General features: G+C 63.2%; 14 protein-coding genes and 1 tRNA gene. 4 read left to right on the top strand and 11 right to left on the bottom strand.

Annotated features, from left to right (window positions below; translation table 11 throughout):
* The first annotated feature begins 53 nt into the window (after window positions 1–53).
* Entirely contained in the window at window positions 54–332 is a 279-nt protein-coding gene (locus tag ACQY80_RS14395) for an integration host factor subunit beta (protein ID WP_428681000.1), read from the top strand.
* Between the two features lie 33 nt (window positions 333–365).
* Here the strand turns inward: ACQY80_RS14395 and ACQY80_RS14390 are convergent, their stop codons facing one another.
* Both ACQY80_RS14390 and ACQY80_RS14385 read right to left on the bottom strand, forming a co-directional pair.
* Complete coding sequence (locus ACQY80_RS14390; RefSeq protein ID WP_428680998.1) at window positions 366–1,133, bottom strand: ABC transporter permease; 768 nt, start codon at window positions 1,131–1,133, stop codon at window positions 366–368.
* Entirely contained in the window at window positions 1,130–2,074 is a 945-nt protein-coding gene (locus ACQY80_RS14385; protein WP_428680996.1) for an ABC transporter ATP-binding protein, read from the bottom strand. Before ACQY80_RS14385 ends, ACQY80_RS14390 begins: the two co-directional genes overlap by 4 nt.
* A gap of 89 nt (window positions 2,075–2,163) precedes the next feature.
* Here ACQY80_RS14385 and ACQY80_RS14380 point away from each other — a divergent pair.
* Window positions 2,164–2,249: transfer RNA gene (locus ACQY80_RS14380), tRNA-Leu, on the top strand.
* 12 nt (window positions 2,250–2,261) lie between these two features.
* Here the strand turns inward: ACQY80_RS14380 and ACQY80_RS14375 are convergent.
* Complete coding sequence (locus tag ACQY80_RS14375; protein WP_428680994.1) at window positions 2,262–3,095, bottom strand: enoyl-CoA hydratase-related protein; 834 nt, start codon at window positions 3,093–3,095, stop codon at window positions 2,262–2,264.
* Between the two features lie 125 nt (window positions 3,096–3,220).
* Here ACQY80_RS14375 and ACQY80_RS14370 point away from each other — a divergent pair, with 125 nt between their 5' ends.
* Window positions 3,221–4,714 carry an ABC transporter substrate-binding protein gene (locus ACQY80_RS14370; RefSeq protein ID WP_428680992.1) on the top strand — a complete coding sequence of 498 codons (1,494 nt, stop codon included), beginning with the start codon at window positions 3,221–3,223 and terminating at the stop codon, window positions 4,712–4,714.
* Window positions 4,715–4,757: 43 nt separating this feature from the next.
* A complete protein-coding gene (locus tag ACQY80_RS14365) occupies window positions 4,758–5,180 on the top strand; it encodes a DUF4112 domain-containing protein (RefSeq protein WP_428680990.1) in 423 nt (140 codons plus the stop codon).
* Window positions 5,181–5,204: 24 nt separating this feature from the next.
* Here the strand turns inward: ACQY80_RS14365 and ACQY80_RS14360 are convergent, their stop codons facing one another.
* The 8 genes from ACQY80_RS14360 to ACQY80_RS14325 form a co-directional block, all read right to left on the bottom strand.
* Window positions 5,205–6,146, bottom strand: coding sequence for a GDP-mannose 4,6-dehydratase (locus ACQY80_RS14360; protein WP_428685876.1), 942 nt, complete (start codon window positions 6,144–6,146; stop codon window positions 5,205–5,207).
* 34 nt (window positions 6,147–6,180) lie between these two features.
* The gene (locus ACQY80_RS14355; RefSeq protein ID WP_428680988.1) at window positions 6,181–7,341 is read right to left on the bottom strand and encodes a hypothetical protein; all 1,161 of its coding nucleotides are present in this window, start codon (window positions 7,339–7,341) and stop codon (window positions 6,181–6,183) included.
* 90 nt (window positions 7,342–7,431) lie between these two features.
* On the bottom strand, window positions 7,432–8,817 hold the full coding sequence (locus tag ACQY80_RS14350; protein ID WP_428680986.1) for an exopolysaccharide biosynthesis polyprenyl glycosylphosphotransferase: 1,386 nt from the start codon (window positions 8,815–8,817) through the stop codon (window positions 7,432–7,434).
* A 95-nt stretch (window positions 8,818–8,912) separates the two neighbouring features.
* Complete coding sequence (locus ACQY80_RS14345) at window positions 8,913–10,148, bottom strand: hypothetical protein (protein WP_428680984.1); 1,236 nt, start codon at window positions 10,146–10,148, stop codon at window positions 8,913–8,915.
* Window positions 10,138–12,333: a GumC family protein gene (locus ACQY80_RS14340; protein ID WP_428680982.1), complete on the bottom strand. Its 2,196-nt coding sequence runs from the start codon at window positions 12,331–12,333 to the stop codon at window positions 10,138–10,140. The genes ACQY80_RS14345 and ACQY80_RS14340 overlap by 11 nt, the downstream gene beginning before the upstream one ends.
* Window positions 12,334–12,362: 29 nt before the next feature.
* Window positions 12,363–13,010, bottom strand: coding sequence for a polysaccharide biosynthesis/export family protein (locus ACQY80_RS14335; protein WP_428680980.1), 648 nt, complete (start codon window positions 13,008–13,010; stop codon window positions 12,363–12,365).
* A 152-nt stretch (window positions 13,011–13,162) separates the two neighbouring features.
* The gene (locus tag ACQY80_RS14330) at window positions 13,163–14,530 is read right to left on the bottom strand and encodes an O-antigen ligase family protein (RefSeq protein ID WP_428680978.1); all 1,368 of its coding nucleotides are present in this window, start codon (window positions 14,528–14,530) and stop codon (window positions 13,163–13,165) included.
* A gap of 52 nt (window positions 14,531–14,582) precedes the next feature.
* Window positions 14,583–15,407 carry a metallophosphoesterase family protein gene (locus ACQY80_RS14325; RefSeq protein WP_428680976.1) on the bottom strand — a complete coding sequence of 275 codons (825 nt, stop codon included), beginning with the start codon at window positions 15,405–15,407 and terminating at the stop codon, window positions 14,583–14,585.
* Window positions 15,408–15,465 lie beyond the last annotated feature (58 nt).

Raw genomic sequence — 15,465 nt, 5'->3', positions numbered from 1 at the left:
ACGACCGGATAGCCTGCGCTCGCAGAGCGCGCGTGATACAATAGGGGAAGCTTATGATCCGGTCGGAACTGGTTCAGAAGATCGCGAGTGAAAACAGTGACTTGCGCCTCGAAGAGGTCGAACGCATTGTCGATGCCTTTTTTGATTCTATCGTGGACCAGCTCGCGTCGGGCGGCCGTGTCGAGTTGCGCGGCTTTGGCGCTTTCTCGACCCGCAGCCGCGAATCGCGCACCGGCCGCAACCCGCGAACGGGCGCTCCCGTCGCGGTGAACGCCAAAGCGGTCCCCTATTTCAAGCCCGGGAAGGAAATGCGCGAGCGTCTGAACGACTGATCGCGCAACCTTTGCCGAACCGGCGGCTCCAGCTCAGTTCTTGAGCCGGTAGCCCGTCCGGAACATCCAGAAAATCACCGCCAGGCACAGCGCCAGGAAGAGCGTCACCGCGCCCATGCTGACGTCGATGCCGACATCGCCCTGTCCGAAGAAGGTCCAGCGGAACCCGCTGATCAGATAGACGACCGGGTTGAACAGCGTGACCGTGCGCCACGCCGCGGGCAGCATGTCGAGCGAGTAAAAGGCGCCGCCTAGGAAGGTCAGCGGATAGACGACGAGCAGCGGGATCACCTGCAGCTGCTCGAAGCTCTGCGCCCAGATGCCGATGATGAAACCGAACAGGCAGAATGTCACCGCCATCAGGATCATGAAAGCGACCATCAATATCGGATGCGCGATCTGGACATCGACGAACAGGTGCGCGGTCGCGAAGATGATCGCGCCGATAATCACCGACTTGGTCGCCGCCGCGCCGACATAGGCGATCAGCAGCTCCAGCGGCGACATTGGCGAGGACAGCATCTCGTAGATCGTGCCAGTCCATTTGGGCATATAGATGCCGAAACTTGCGTTGCTGATGCTTTCGGTGAACATCGTGAGCATCATCAGCCCCGGCACGATGAACGCGCCATAGGGCACCGTGCTGACGTCGCTCATCCGGCTGCCGATCGCCGATCCGAAAACGACGAAATAGAGCGTCGTCGTGATGACCGGTAGCATCAGACTGGTCCAGAAGGTGCGCCCGAAGCGCGCCATCTCGAACAGATAGATCGAGCGGATACCGCGGAAATTCTGAATCATGCCGCGCGTTCCTCGTTCGTCTTGTCATGCACCAGCCCGACGAAAATATCCTCGAGCGAGCTTTGCCGGGTGTTGAGATCCTTGAACGCGATCCCGAGGTCGCTCATCCGGCGGAGCAGCGACGGCACGCCGGTCGCCTCGGCCTGGCTGTCGAACTCGTAAACCAGCTCGTGCCCCTCGCCTGCCAGCGTCAGCTTCCACTGCGCAAGGTCTCCGGGGACGACATCCAGCGGCTCGGCAAGGTTCAGGGTCAGCGTCTTGCGTCCCAGCTTCTTGATCAGCGCATTCTTCTCTTCGACCAGGATCAGCTTGCCCTTGCTGATCACCCCCACCCGGTCGGCCATCTCCTCAGCCTCCTCGATATAATGGGTGGTCAGGATGATCGTGACGCCGCGCTCGCGAAGACCGCGCACCATGTTCCACATGTCGCGGCGAAGCTCGACATCCACGCCCGCGGTGGGCTCGTCGAGAAACAGGATTTCGGGCTCGTGGCTGAGCGCCTTCGCGATCATCACACGGCGCTTCATCCCGCCCGACAGCTCCATGATCTTGCTGTTCCGCTTGTCCCATAACGACAGGTCACGCAGCAATTGCTCGATGAACGGGGGATCCTTGGGCTTGCCGAACAATCCGCGCGAGAAGCTGACGGTCGTGATCACCTTTTCGAACGCGTCGGTGTGCAATTCCTGTGGCACCAGCCCGATCATCGAGCGTGCGGCGCGATAGCCCCGGGCATGGTCGTGCCCGCCGACGGTGACCGTTCCGCTGCTGGCGGTGACGATGCCGCAGACGATGCTGATCAGCGTCGTCTTGCCCGCGCCATTCGGCCCGAGCAGCGCGAATATTTCGCCCTTGTTGATGCTGAGATCGATCGAGGAGAGCGCTTGGTGGCCGCTCTTGTAAGTCTTTCCAAGACCGGCGATTTCGAGAACGGGTTGCATGGCGTCCGCTCTAGCCGAGCGACGCGCCGCGGTGAAGCGGCAAACAGCGCTTGACCTCCCCCACCCCATCGGCTTGACCGGCGTTAAGTGCGGGCGTGGCGAAATCGGTATACGCAGCAGACTTAAAATCTGCCGGCCTCGTGTCATGCGGGTTCAAGTCCCGCCGCCCGCACCATCTTCCCGCGCCTCACTCCGCTTTCGTGCGATAATCCCCGAACTTCTCGTCGCGCGCGCTGAGTGCGCTGGTCAGGCCGTCGTTCCGGACGTTGGCGTAAAAGGCCTTGGCGCTTTCGGTCATCGCGCTCAGCGCCTGCAATTCGGTGCCGGCCCGGATGCCGGCGCGAATCCCCATCGCCTCCATCTGCCGATGCACGGCGCGTTTGTTGATCTGCTGGACATCGGTCGGAATCTTCGCGACGCGGCTCGCCATGTCGAGCACCATCGGTTCCAGGTCGGCCAGCGGCACGGCGCGGTTCGCGAAGCCATATTCGGCTGCCTCGGCCCCGCTGATCGTATCGCCGGTCAGCATCATCTCCATGGCGCGGCGCATCCCGATCAGCCAAGGATAGAATTGATTGTCGGGCGGGCTGATCGAGCGCACGACGGGATAGCCGATCATCGCATCCTCGGCGACGTAGAGCAGGTCGCAGGACGCCGCGAGTTCGGTCCCACCGGCAAGGCAATAGCCGTGGACCTGCCCGATCACCGGCTTGGCCATGTCCCATATGCGAAAGCATCCCTCGGTCACGTGACGCGGCCAGTTGCCCAGCCCGCCGGCGGAGTACCAGGGCTGCTCGTCGCGAACGTCGGACGACAGATCATATCCGGCGCTGAAACAACTTCCCGCCCCGCGCAGGATCACCACCGATACGCCGGGATCGCGGTCGGCCGCTTCGAGCGCCGCGAACATCTGCGTGCGCAGTGCATTCGACATTGCGTTGCGCTTTTCGGGACGGTTCAGCGTGATGCGGGCGACGCGATCGGCGGGCCGGTCGACGAGGATCGGGTCGGATATTTCCATGACGAAGTCCTTTCATGGTCTACCGGCTGACATTCGGGCCGGGTCGCCGCGTCCGCCACTATCCAAAGCGCCGACCGCATTAGAGCCTCGCCTTGCCCGCGCCGACGCCCTAGGGTGCCGACGTCATGCGCTTCGTCCGTCCCGCCGCCGCCGTCATCCTGCCTGCCGCCGCCGCGCTTGTGCTGTCGAGTTGCGGGCTGTTCGGCGAAACCGGCCCGGTCAAGGTTGCTGCGATCGGGCCGCTGGCGACAGGCGCGAATCCGCTGAACGGTGAATTGTCGTCCGCCAATGCCGCGCTGCTCGACGCATCGGCGCAGGGGCTGGTCAGCTTCGACGGAGAGGGTCAGATCGACACCGGCCTCGCCGAGCGCTGGACCGTCACCGCCGACGGGCGCAGCTATATCTTCCGCATCCGCGAGGCGAAGTGGACGAACGGCAGAAAGGTCGCCGCCGAGGATGTCGCGGCCGTGCTGCGGTCTTACCTCGCACCCTCGAGCCGCCATGTTCTGAAAACGGCGTTTCCCGAGATCGAGACGATAAAGGCGATGACCGACAGCGTCATCGAAATCCGGCTGTCGGTCCCGCAACCGAACATGCTCGAATTGCTGGCGCAGCCGTCGATGACGATCGTCTATCGCGGTATGGGCTGGGGCCCGATGCGCGCGCGGAAACTCGGCCGCGCGGTGCTGCTTTCGCCCGTTCCCGACCCGCTCGCCGAAGATGACGGGGAGGCGGAGGCTGCAGCTGACAACCCCGCCGCGTCGATCGAGCTAACCGGGACGTCGCCGGCGGGTGCGCTCGCACGGTTCAAAAACGGTTATGCCGACGGCGTGATCGGTGGGCGTTTCTCGACCCTCCCCTATTTCGTCGCGTCGAACATCGGCCGATCACGGCTCGTCGTCGATCCGGCGCCCGGCCTCTTCGGCCTCGTCTTTACCCGCGCCGAGGGTTTTCTTGCGACCGACGCCAATCGCGAGGCGTTGTCGCGCGCGATCCGGCGGCAGCGGCTCGTCGATGCGTTCGGGCTGACCGAATGGCAGCCGCAGACCGCGCTGCGGCCGACGGTCTATCGCCGCGACAACGGCCCCGAACCGCTGCTCCCCGCCTGGGCGGCCTATGATGACGCCTCGCGCGTCGCGCAGGCGAAACGCGCCGTCGATGCATGGCGCGGGGCCGGACGTGAGATCGCGCCGCTTCGGGTCGCGGTCCCCGACACGCCGGGCGGACGCATCCTCTTTGCCTATATCGCCGCCGACTTCGCGCGTATCGGCCTTGAAAGCCGCCGCGTCGGCATGGGGGCGGCGTCCGACCTGCGGCTGATCGACGAAGTCGCGCCGAACGACGACCCCTTATGGGCGCTCCGCCGCCTCTCGTGCCAGCGCGATACGCTTTGCAATCGCGAGGCGCAGGATCTGATCGATGCGACCACTACGAACATCGACGCAGGCCAACGCGCGCGGCAGGTCGGCGAGGCCGAGGCCGTGCTCGCGCGCTATGTGCCCTTCATTCCGCTGGCCAGCCCGCTGCGCTGGTCGGTCGCGTCGCAGCGGCTTACCGGCATGCGCCCGAACGCCCGCGCCGCGCACCCATTGAATCATCTTATTGCCTTAACTAACTAATACAGCGGCGCTGCACTTTCGAGCGCTGCCTGAAAGGATGCCGATGGCCCCTTCGACCCCGAATCCCGACGCGATCTTCGACGCGCTAATATCGAATCGCCGTGATCCCGCTGCGCTCCGCAAGCGCGTCGAAACGCTGGAATTTCTGCTGGAACGCAGCTTCGTGATCCCCGGGATCAACCGCCCGGTCGGGCTCGATGCGATCGTCGGCCTGGTCCCCGTGGTAGGCGACGTCATTACCGCCACGATGGGCGCCTATATCATCTGGGAGGCGCGCAATCTGGGTATGTCCAAATGGCATATCTGGCGGATGATCGGCAATCTGGGCGTCGACACGGCGCTGGGCGCGATCCCGATTGCCGGCGACGCCTTCGACTTCCTGTTCCGGTCGAACACCCGCAACCTGAAGATCATCAAGAAGCATCTCGACAAGCATCATCCCGGCACGATCATCATCGATCAGTAGGTATCGCCCGCCCGTCCGGAGAAGTTATCGCAGTCGCGCGAGGTTGGCATCGATCATGGCGCGCATAACCTCGCGCGGCCCGTTCACCGCGCGCCAGCCGAGTTCGCGTTCGATCTTCGACGGATCGCCGCAAAGCTGCGCGGTCTCGATCGGACGGATCAGCGAGGGGTCGGTCTTGATATAGTCAGCGGCGTCGAGCCCGACATAGGTAAAGGCGTCGGCACAGACATCGGCAAGACAGCTGACACGACCCGTTGCGATGACATAGTCCGACGGCGTGTCGGCGCTGACGATGCGAAAGATCGCCTCGGCATATTCGCGCGCATCGCCCCAGTCGCGATAGACGTCGAGGCGGCCGAGTTCGATCCCGTCGCGCACCCCCGACTTGATCTCCGCAACCGCCTTCGCGATCTTTGCCAGCACATAGTCGGGCCGGCGCAGCGGGCTGTCGTGATTGTAGAGAATGCCGCCGCACGCGAAGAGGCCGTAAGTCTCACGGTAGATGGCGACCGCGCGGTGCGCGGTGAATTTGGCGAGGCCATAGGGGCTGATCGGCTGACACGGCGTCGCCTCGTCCTGCGGGGTGACCGTCACCCGCCCGAACATCTCCGAACTCGATGCCTGAAAAAAGCGCGTCCCCGGCGAAGCGGTCCGGATCGCTTCGAGCAGCGCGATGACGAAATCACCGTTCCGCCGCATCACCAGAGGAAAGGAGGCGTAGAAATCGGCGCCCGTCGACAACGCAGCATAGTTGAACAGCAGGTCGGGCTGACGCTCACCCACCAGCGCCGCGAGCGCGTCGGCATCGTCATAATCGAGCGCGACCAGCTCGTCCAACTCCGCCGGGCCGTTTTCGGCAATCGCGCGCCCGGTGATGCCGACGACATGGTAGCCGCGCGCCGACAGCAGCGCGGCCATCAAACGGCCGTCCTGCCCGCTGGCACCCGTAATCACTGCCGAACCCACGCTCAATGTCGCCCCCTCGCTGGCCAAAACACGGTCACCCCTGCTCGTCCTGCGGCGGTGGATCGGGATCGCTGCCCGCAAAGCGCGGCTGTCGGGCCTTCTGGTGGATATAGAAGATGAGGAACGGGTTCGCCAAGGACATGGGGTTCAGCAGACAGGCGGTGACGAAGCCCATCTTCAATATCCGCATGTTCCGGTTGCCCGCCGTCTTGCCCGCGAACAGGACGATCAGGATCATGATGATGAGCCCGACCGGCCCCGACCGGAACACCAGTTCGCCGCCCGAGGGCAGGATGAAGTCGGTCGATGTCGGATAGATCACCGGGTTTCGCGATGCCCAGTGATTATATTCGCGGAAGAAGTCGATGCTGTTGACCATCGACATCTCGCGAACCAGGTTTTCGTAGAAGATGAACCAGATGTGCCCGAAACGCAGGTTGAGGCTGATATCGAGCCCCATGATATCGGCGCCGACGCCCGACAGCTGGAATTTCTGGATACGCGCGAAGAAGCCCGATTCCAGCACCTGAACGCCCAGCAGGAAGAACACGAGGACGGCGATACCGCCAATGACCTTCCAGCGCAGCGGCAGCAGCCACAGCGGAAAGAGCATGAACAGGAAGGCGAGCAGCGAGCCGCTCATGATCACATTCATCGTCGCGAGGACATAGAAGGGAATATTCCGCCGCATATGGTTCGACGCGAGGATCATGATCTGCAGGATCGACAGGCTGCCGTAATAGGAGGGTTCGGCGGTGATCGACGGTACGCCGCTGTACGACGCCACGAACCGGCCCGCGAAATCCATTTCCCAGCCGAGGCGCACCCCGATCGTCTGATACAGGCCAAAGACGAACCATATGACGATCGTCGCGCGAACAAAGGGCGCGATATAATCGGCCGCGCCGCGCTCCCCCAAATTCCAGAGTGCCAGGAACGTCAGGAGGATCAGGCCATAACGGACAGCAAACTGGACCTCCGGCCCGCGCGCAACATAAAAACCGATTGCGACGAGCACCAGCAATACGAGCCGGACCATACCGTAGGTGATGCGGCGTTCCTGCGTCGGCCAGAAGAAGATGAAGGCCAGCGCGATCGCCGCGACAATCGTCGGCTGCGTGTCGAAGTCGGTGAACTTCGGCCAGTACATAAACGGCAGGAACAGCATCAGCGGCAGCAGCGCCAACCCGAACAACCCGGGTGACGTCCTTACGACCGGCAGATTTTGTGCATAGTCAGAGGCCATGGAGAATATCGGCTATCCCGCGCAAAACAGAGGCCCGTCCTAAAAGCTGTTCTTGTGCAGCAGCACAAGACCGGTTCGGATCAGGATGACGACATCAAGACCGAGGCTCCACCTGTAGATATATTCAAGGTCCGATTCCAGACGGTTCAGAATATCGTCCTGCGTTTCGGTCGCACCGCGAAATCCCCTCACCTGCGCCAGCCCGGTGATGCCGGGCTTCACGGCATGGCGATACCAGTAACGGCTGTCGATATCCCAGAACAATCGGTCGCTGGCGCGCGAGCCCAGCGCGTGCGGACGCGGGCCGACTAGGCTCATATCGCCGGTCAGCACGTTGAAGAGCTGCGGCAGTTCGTCGAGGCTGGTGCGGCGCAGGATGTTGCCGACGCGGGTTACCCGCGGATCGACGCGCGCGGTCGACCGGTCACCGCGTTCGTCGCGCATCTCGTGATACATCGATCGGAACTTCCAGATGCGGAAGCGCCGGTTGCCCGTCCCCACCCGCTCCTGAAAGAAGAGCGCCGGCCCCCGCGATTCCAGCTTGATCGCGATGGCGATCAGCAACAGCAATGGCGACAGCAGCAGCACGATCGATCCCGACAGTACCAGATCGAAGATGCGCTTCTGGACCCGGCTGTTGAACGACAGATGCCCCGACGAAACGAGCAGGGTCGTCCGTCCGTGGCGCTGACCGAGTGCAAGCGGTTTGAATTCGTCGAGTTCGGGCGCAACGATCTCGCAGGGAATGTCCTGCGAACGCAGGAAGGAAACCCACTTGTTGCGAACCTCGGGCGAGCAGAGGACGACGACGCGATCGAACCCGTCGGTTACCTGCCCCAGGCGCGCAACGGCACCGGGGCTCGCGAGATCGGGAACGAGGCCCAGGTCCGACGCCTCGATCGCATAGCGTGCATTGGGCGGGTTCGCCTTCGATCCGTCGGTGATCCAGAGTTCGCCGGTCAGGTCCGAGGCACGGCGCCCGGCAAAGAGGCGCGCATGAAGGTAGCGGCCCATAACGAGGAAAAAGGCCGACGCGACAAGCCCCGAAAAGACCAGCAAGCGCGAGAATTGCGATCCGACGCGCAAGAAGAACATGAAGGTCAGGATCGCGATAGCCGACAGCAGCAGGGTCAACAGCACGCGCTTCAGGCTCTCGACAAGGTCGAGGGCGAGTTCTGCGGCAAAGGCATTGGTGTTGGCCGCCGCAAAAATATAGGATGCCAGCACGACGATCGACAGGCTGACCGTCTGCTCGACATCGAAGCCGCGCGGCGCGGAAAGGCCGACGGCGAAGAAAGCGACGACGATGCCGATCGCATCGAGAGTCAGGAACTGCATCATAAGACGCGCGCGGCGAGACCCGAACGACTCCTTGGGCCGCTGCTCGATCCATTCCATAAAGCGCTCTTCGCTGGGCTTCGTCATGGGATGGTCTGCACTTTCGCGAAGGTCTTGAGAAGAAGCACCGCCCCGGCGCCTTGATTTCTACCGGATCAACCGGCCGAGGCGTGCGAGGATCGTCATTGGGCCGATTCGGGCCGCGCGGGTGAAACGTTCATGTAGGTGATGCTCGCCTTGCCGCCGCGATCGCCCGAATCCACTGCATTGCCACGGATACGCAGCACCGGGAAATCGCAACCGACCGCTTCCTTTGCGGTGACCGTTTCGGGCTGCCCCGGTTTTTCGGCGGGCTGGAAATCAACGAACGCCACCGGCGCCCGGCCCGGACAGTCGAGCGTGATCGCGAAGCGGTTGGCGATGACCGCGGCGGGCTCGGTCGCCAATATGTCGAGCTTGTAGCGGCGCCCTGCAGCCAGCGCGATCTTCTGCTCGACCAGCACCGGCGCGCCGCGGCCGTTCCACGACAACGTCAGCGTATTCTGCTTGGTCGAGGGACGCAGCTGCGCGCGGTAGCCCCTTCCCTTCAGCAGCAACCATTCGAACGGCATGTCGCTGCCAGCGACCTCTTCCTGTTCCTGTTCGACGGCGTGGAAGCGCGGGTCGAAGACGACGAACTGGCGCCCCTCGATGCGGTTATATTGCTTCCAGAGCTTGTACGCCGAAGCATTTTCCTGCGCTTTCGACAGCGCGCGCGTGGCATAGGCAACCTCGAGCCGATCGACGGGAAGCTTTCGTGCGATCATCTCGCCGAGCACTTCGGCGCGGACGGCGCGCAGCTCGGGGCGCGAGAAACCGATGGGATGCGTCATGAAGGCAAGCCGCCAGCTGGGCTTGCGGCCCAGCGCAGTAATCAGCGGCTCGCGTGTCGAAGGGTCGCCCGCCGCGATCAGCATGATCGGCAGCACATCGTCCTGCAGCTTGTCGCGTCGCAGCAGCGCGTCACTGCGCAGGAGAATGTCGGTAAAATCGCGGCGTTTCAGCGCCGATTCGATCAGCAATTGCTGCGCCAAGGTCGAGCGGAAGCCGAGTTGCTTCAGCAGATCCTCGCCCTGCTTCTGCTTTGCCGCAGGGATACCGCGCAGCGTATCAATCCGGATCAGTCCAGCCAGCGCGTCGGCGCTGAGCGGCGCTCGGCCGACCGCGTTCAGCAACAGGTCGCGGCACCCCGTGGGGCGCGTCTCGCTCGGCTGACATGCCTTCGATGCCGCAAGTTCGCCCTTGTCGGCGCGAAGCTGGCCAGCATAGGCCGACTGCCACCGCGCGAAAACAAACGCCAGCGCGCAGAAAACAACAATCAGCGCAACCAGTTTGGCCTTCGACCGCTGCGGTCCGGACTGCGTGGCCTCAGGCACCATAACGGTACTGATACTGATATTCATAGTTGGAGTAGCCCGATGCCTGCGCATCGAACTTCGTCAGCAGCACGCCGCCGATATGGCCGTTCGACTGGCGCAGACGTCCAAGCGCGCTCTGGACCGAACCGGCGTGGATACGCCCGGCCTCGACCACGAAGATGGTGAGCGCCGCCAGATCGGACACGAGCAACGCATCCGACAGGCCGAGCACCGGCGCACTGTCGATCATCACCACGTCATATCGCGCCTCGATTTCGGCAAGCAGCTGCTCGGGATAGCGGCCGGTCAGCAGGTCGGTCGGGTTCGGCGGGCGGTGGCCGCTGCCGATGAAGTCGATATTTTCGAACTTCGTCGTGCGGACCGCCTGGTCGATGGTGGCGTTCTGCGACAGCAGCTCGGACATGCCGGTATGATCGCTCGACAGCTCGAAGAACTTGTGCTGGCTCGGTTTGCGCAGGTCGAGGTCGATCACGCACACCCGTTTCCCGAGGCGCGCGAGCGACAGCGAAATCGCGAAGCACGAGGTCGACTTGCCTTCAGACGGCGTAGTGCTGAGGAAGGTGATCGACTTCGGCAACCCGTCGTTCGACGACAGCAGCAGCGCGGTTCGCACCGACGAATAGGCCTCGGCCATGACGCCCTTTGGATCGAGCAGATCCTTATCGACGTCGACCGACTGCGGCATGTTCGGGATCGAACCGATCAGAGGCATCTTGAGCAAGCGGGCGACATCGTCCGGCGTCTGGATCGCGCTGAAGAACTGTTCGCGGCCGAAGACATAGAGCGCGGCCATGATCAGGCCCGCCAGGATCGACAGCAGGATATTGACCAGCAGGTTCGGCTTGACCGGCTTGATCGGCGTGCTCGCCTCGTCGACGATGGCGAGGTTGTTCGCCTGCACGCCGGCCTCGGCATTGAGTTCGTTATAGCGCTTGAGCAGCAGGTCATAGAGCTGGCGATTGGTTTCGGCTTCGCGGCGCAGGATCGACAGTTCGACCGAAGCACCCTGCTCGGTCAGCGTGTCTTCCTTGGTCTTCGCGAGCCGGCGGCCCAATTCCTCTTCCTGCTCGCGCGCAGCTTCGAATTCTTCGCGCAGGGTCGAGCGGATGCCCGATGCGATGCGGTCGATCTGCGAATTCAGCTCGGCAATCTTCGCCTGCGCCTGACGCACCGTCGGATAATCCTCGCGGCGGCGCTGCAGCTCTTCCTGATAGTCGGCCTGTGCCTTGGCGCGCTCTTCGAGCAGACGCTGCACGGCAAGGTTCGACTGGACGATCGGCAGGTCGAGCGCCGATCCGCGGCGCGCCGCGTCCCAGCGCTTTTCGGCATCGACGCGGCGGGCGACCGCGGCGGTATAGGTGGCGTTGAGCTGAATGAGCGTCGAGGTTGTCAGGCTCTTCGCGCTCGCCGCAGCGGCGCCTTCACCCGTCGAACCGGTATCTATAATCCGGGAACGGCGCGCATAATCCAGCGCCTGCTTTTCGGATGCGCTCAGCCGCTTCGTCGCGCCGTCGAGCTGTTCCTTCAGGAACTCGCGCGCATAGGTCGAGGTATCGAACTTGCGCTGCAGATTGTTGCGGATGAAATTCTCGGCAAAGCTGTTGGCGACCATCGCCGCCAGTTCGGGATCGGGACTGGTGAAAAAGACCTGCGCGACGCGCGATTCAACCGGCAGCGAAACCGACATATTCTCCTTGAGGATGCGCAGAACCTGTTCTTCGCGGGTAGCCTCGAGCGTCAACCGGCCCTTTGCCTCGTCGACCTGATCCTCGTCCATCTTGGCGAGGAATTCCTTGTTGTCGAACAGGCCCAGATCCTCGGCGACCGCCTGCCGCAGCGAGCGGCTCTGCAACACGTCGATCTGCGTCCGCAGGAAACGGTCCGAATCTTGGATCGCGGCCGACGAGTTGGCCTGCTCGGTCCCGATGACCTTTGCGGCCTCCTGATCGATCTGGATCGACGCGCTCGCCTGATAGATCGGCGTCGAAAGCAGCGAGAACAGGATACCGAGCGCCAGCGCCGCACCGATGATCATCAACGCGACCCAGCGGTTGCGATAGATGCTCGCCCACAGCTGACGAACGTCGACCCCGCCCAACAGCGATGCCTCGCCAGCCGAAGCCGGAGCGACGTCGCGCGCACTCGACTGGATCACGCTCGTTGAAGGCCCAAGCTTCTGCGGCATAGTCATCTAAGTCCTAGAATTCCGGTGGATCAAATCTGGATGAAGGTAGTCGTCAGGAGCGGCGCGATTTCCAGCAGATCCTTGTAAAGCCCCTTGAGCGCCGAGCGACCGACAACAACGATGTCCCCACCCAGAATCTGCGGATTCGGCTGGGTGCCGCGCCGGATGAGGTCGAGGTTGAACTGCGCGGCATAGACCTTGCCGTCGACCGTACGGAACACGATGATCTCGCTCGTCTTGGCAACGCGGCTGGGGCCCGAGGCCAGCGCCATCGCCTGCAGCAGCGAGGTGGAGCCCTCGATCTGATAGACACCGGGCTTTTCGACCGAGCCTTCGACCGTCACGCGCTGCGCCACCGACTTCACGATGATGATCGAAACCTGCGGATCCACCAGGAAGCGCGACCCAAGGCGATCGGCAATGTCGGCGGAAAGCTGGCTGCCGGTCCTGCCCGCGGCGGTGACCTGCCCGATCAGCGGCAGCAGGATGTTCCCGCTGGCATCGACCGGAACTTCGTCAGCCGACAGGTCGGGTTCCTGGAAGACAGTGATCTTGAGGACGTCGAGCGGACCGATCCGGTAATCGGCCGGCGCCGGCGAGACGCCTGCATCGCTGATGACGTTATAGGTCCCGACCCCGGCTGGCGTCGGGCCATTCGAACAACCCGAGAGAATCATGGCGGAAGAAGCCGAAACGGCCAGCAAAATCGGGGAAAATCGCAAGGTCATAATATCCGATCCATTAGCGGGGCGAATTGGCTTAAGCAACGTCAAATGCGGTGGTTACGCGCCTCGTCCGGTCCCGTTTCGCGGGCGGACGACGGCGTGTTTCAGGCGCGCGAACGGCTCCGTCCGGAAGCCCCCTCGCCGCGTGCAAGCATCAGGACGACGAGCACGGCGAACAGACAGGCGAGCGCCTGCGTCCGCAGCGGATAGTCGATAATGCTGTGAAGGAGCAGAAAGCCGACCCCGATCGCCGCCGCCGCACCCGGCAGACCGGAGGACCGCAGCGGATCGCGCAGGCTGCGGAAAGCCAGCCGCCCGATCGCGGCAAGCCCGACCAGCAGCGCCAGCGCGCCGAGAAGGCCGCCCTCCATGATGATCTCCAGATAGTCGTTGTGGAGATGGTTCGCGAAGTTCGGCACGACCCGGTCGATCGTCTCATATTTCTCGTAAACGGGAACGAAGGTGCCCATTCCCGATCCGGCCGGGAAATAATCTCCGATGATCGGCATGCTCTGCGCCGCATATTCGAACCGCTGATCATCGGCCGCCGTATCGAGGCGCGCGAGGAAGCGTTCGAACTGGTGCGTGCTCGCCACCGCCGCGCCAACCCCGGCGATGACGACAACCGCCGCGAGCGCGGGAAGCCACCGGATGCGCTGCAGCCCCGTCGCGGCAATCGCGACCGCGATGAAGCCAAGCAGGAAAAAGGCCATGCCAGCACGTGAGAAGGTCGCCATCACCGCCGCGAAAGCGAGGATCGCGACAAGCGCCAGCCCGATCAATCGCGCCTGCCGATCCTTCGCATCGCGGATCAGCAGCGCGGCGGCGAGCAGCATCGCGATCACGATGAAGTCCGCCTGATGGTTGCGGTTCGCGAAGAAGCCGATGCCGAAGCCCTTGTGTGCGGTCTTGTAGAAGTCGAAAGTCGTACCGGCCGAAACGAACTGGAAAAAGGCCACGAACGCCGCGAGAAACGCGACCACAAGCACAATCCTTAGCAGCAGCTTGCGCTGTTCGGGACCGATGACCAACGCCGCGAGGAATACCGCGGTCGCCGGGACCAGCGTCAGGATCGAGAATTGCGTCGCGCCCAGATCGGTCGTCATCGGACGCCACAGATCGCCGCGACCGACATAATCGAGAATGCCCTGCTCCAGTCGCTGCCCCGGCAGCGCGTCGGCGATTCCCGGCGGCAGCGGGATGATCTGGACAAGCGGCACCAGCCAAAGCCCGACGAGTGCAAGCGCGAGGAGTTTGTCGCGAGCGAGCAGCGTGCTCCAGGCGCCTTCCCATAGCGCGACCGCCAGCAGCGCGAGCGACAGGAACAGGCCGATCTGGAACTTGATCGTCGGCGTGTTGGGTGCACCACCGCAGAAAAGCTGGAAAAGGAAAACCGCGATCAGCAGGTAGAAGAGGCTGGCCTTCCCCTCGTCCGCGCCGGCCTTGAACACGTTCAGCGTTTTGGAAATCATTCGTCTCTCAACCCAGAAATGGCGCGGCGCCCGGTACCCTATACAACATCGGTCAGTCAGCGGTATCGATGATCCACTGCTGTCCCGCTTCCAGCCCGATAGCGGTCAAAGTGCCGCTGGCATAGGCGCCCGTGTCGATTCCGATCCGGTTGCGGCCGATATCCACCTGCTTCGAGATCGTGTGGCCGTGCACAACCGTTTCTTCCCAGTCGGGTTCTGCCGAGATGAATTCATCGCGAATCCAGCGCAAATCCTTGATTTTCTGGTCGCAAAGCGCGCGCCCGGGGCGAACCCCGGCATGAACGAAGACATAGTCGCCGATCCGGATCATATCCTCGCCGCCAGCCAGAAAGCGGGAGTGCCGCTCGGGCACGATTGCCGGCAGCCGGGCTGCCACTTCTTCGAATGTCGCCGCTGCATAAGAGGCATCGTCGTGCCAATAGCTGCGGATCGTCGCATCGCCGCCGATGCGGACGAAATAGCGCAGTCGCTGGATGTCGCCGCCGAGCGCGGCGAGAAAGGCTTCCTCATGGTTGCCCACGAGCATCCGGACATGGTCGAAGGGCGCACCGATCGCCATCGCACGCTCGACCACCGACGAAGAGGACGGGCCACGATCGACCAGATCGCCGAGGAGAATCAGCGTCGTAGTGGCTTGCACTCGCGACTTGCAATCGGCCGTGATGCGGTCGAGCAGGTCGGCAAAAAGATCGTCGCGGCCGTGGATATCACCGATAGCATAGACGCGCTCACCATCCGGAATCCTAGCGGGCTCCCGCGCCGGAGCCGGCGGGCGACGTTTGAATCTGGCTAGGAACGACATAGGGGGGATTTCGTCCTGCGGGCACGCTTTTCGGGCATCGGCCTTGGCCGACAAATGTTGTGCGGGTGCATGACATACCATCCAAGGTCAAGGAAGAATGCGCCCGAACGCC

The organism is Sphingopyxis sp., from assembly GCF_965279755.1.
Lineage (GTDB): Bacteria > Pseudomonadota > Alphaproteobacteria > Sphingomonadales > Sphingomonadaceae > Sphingopyxis.
The sequence above is the reverse complement of the archived record's forward strand: the minus strand, read 5'-3'. Positions and strand labels throughout refer to the sequence as shown.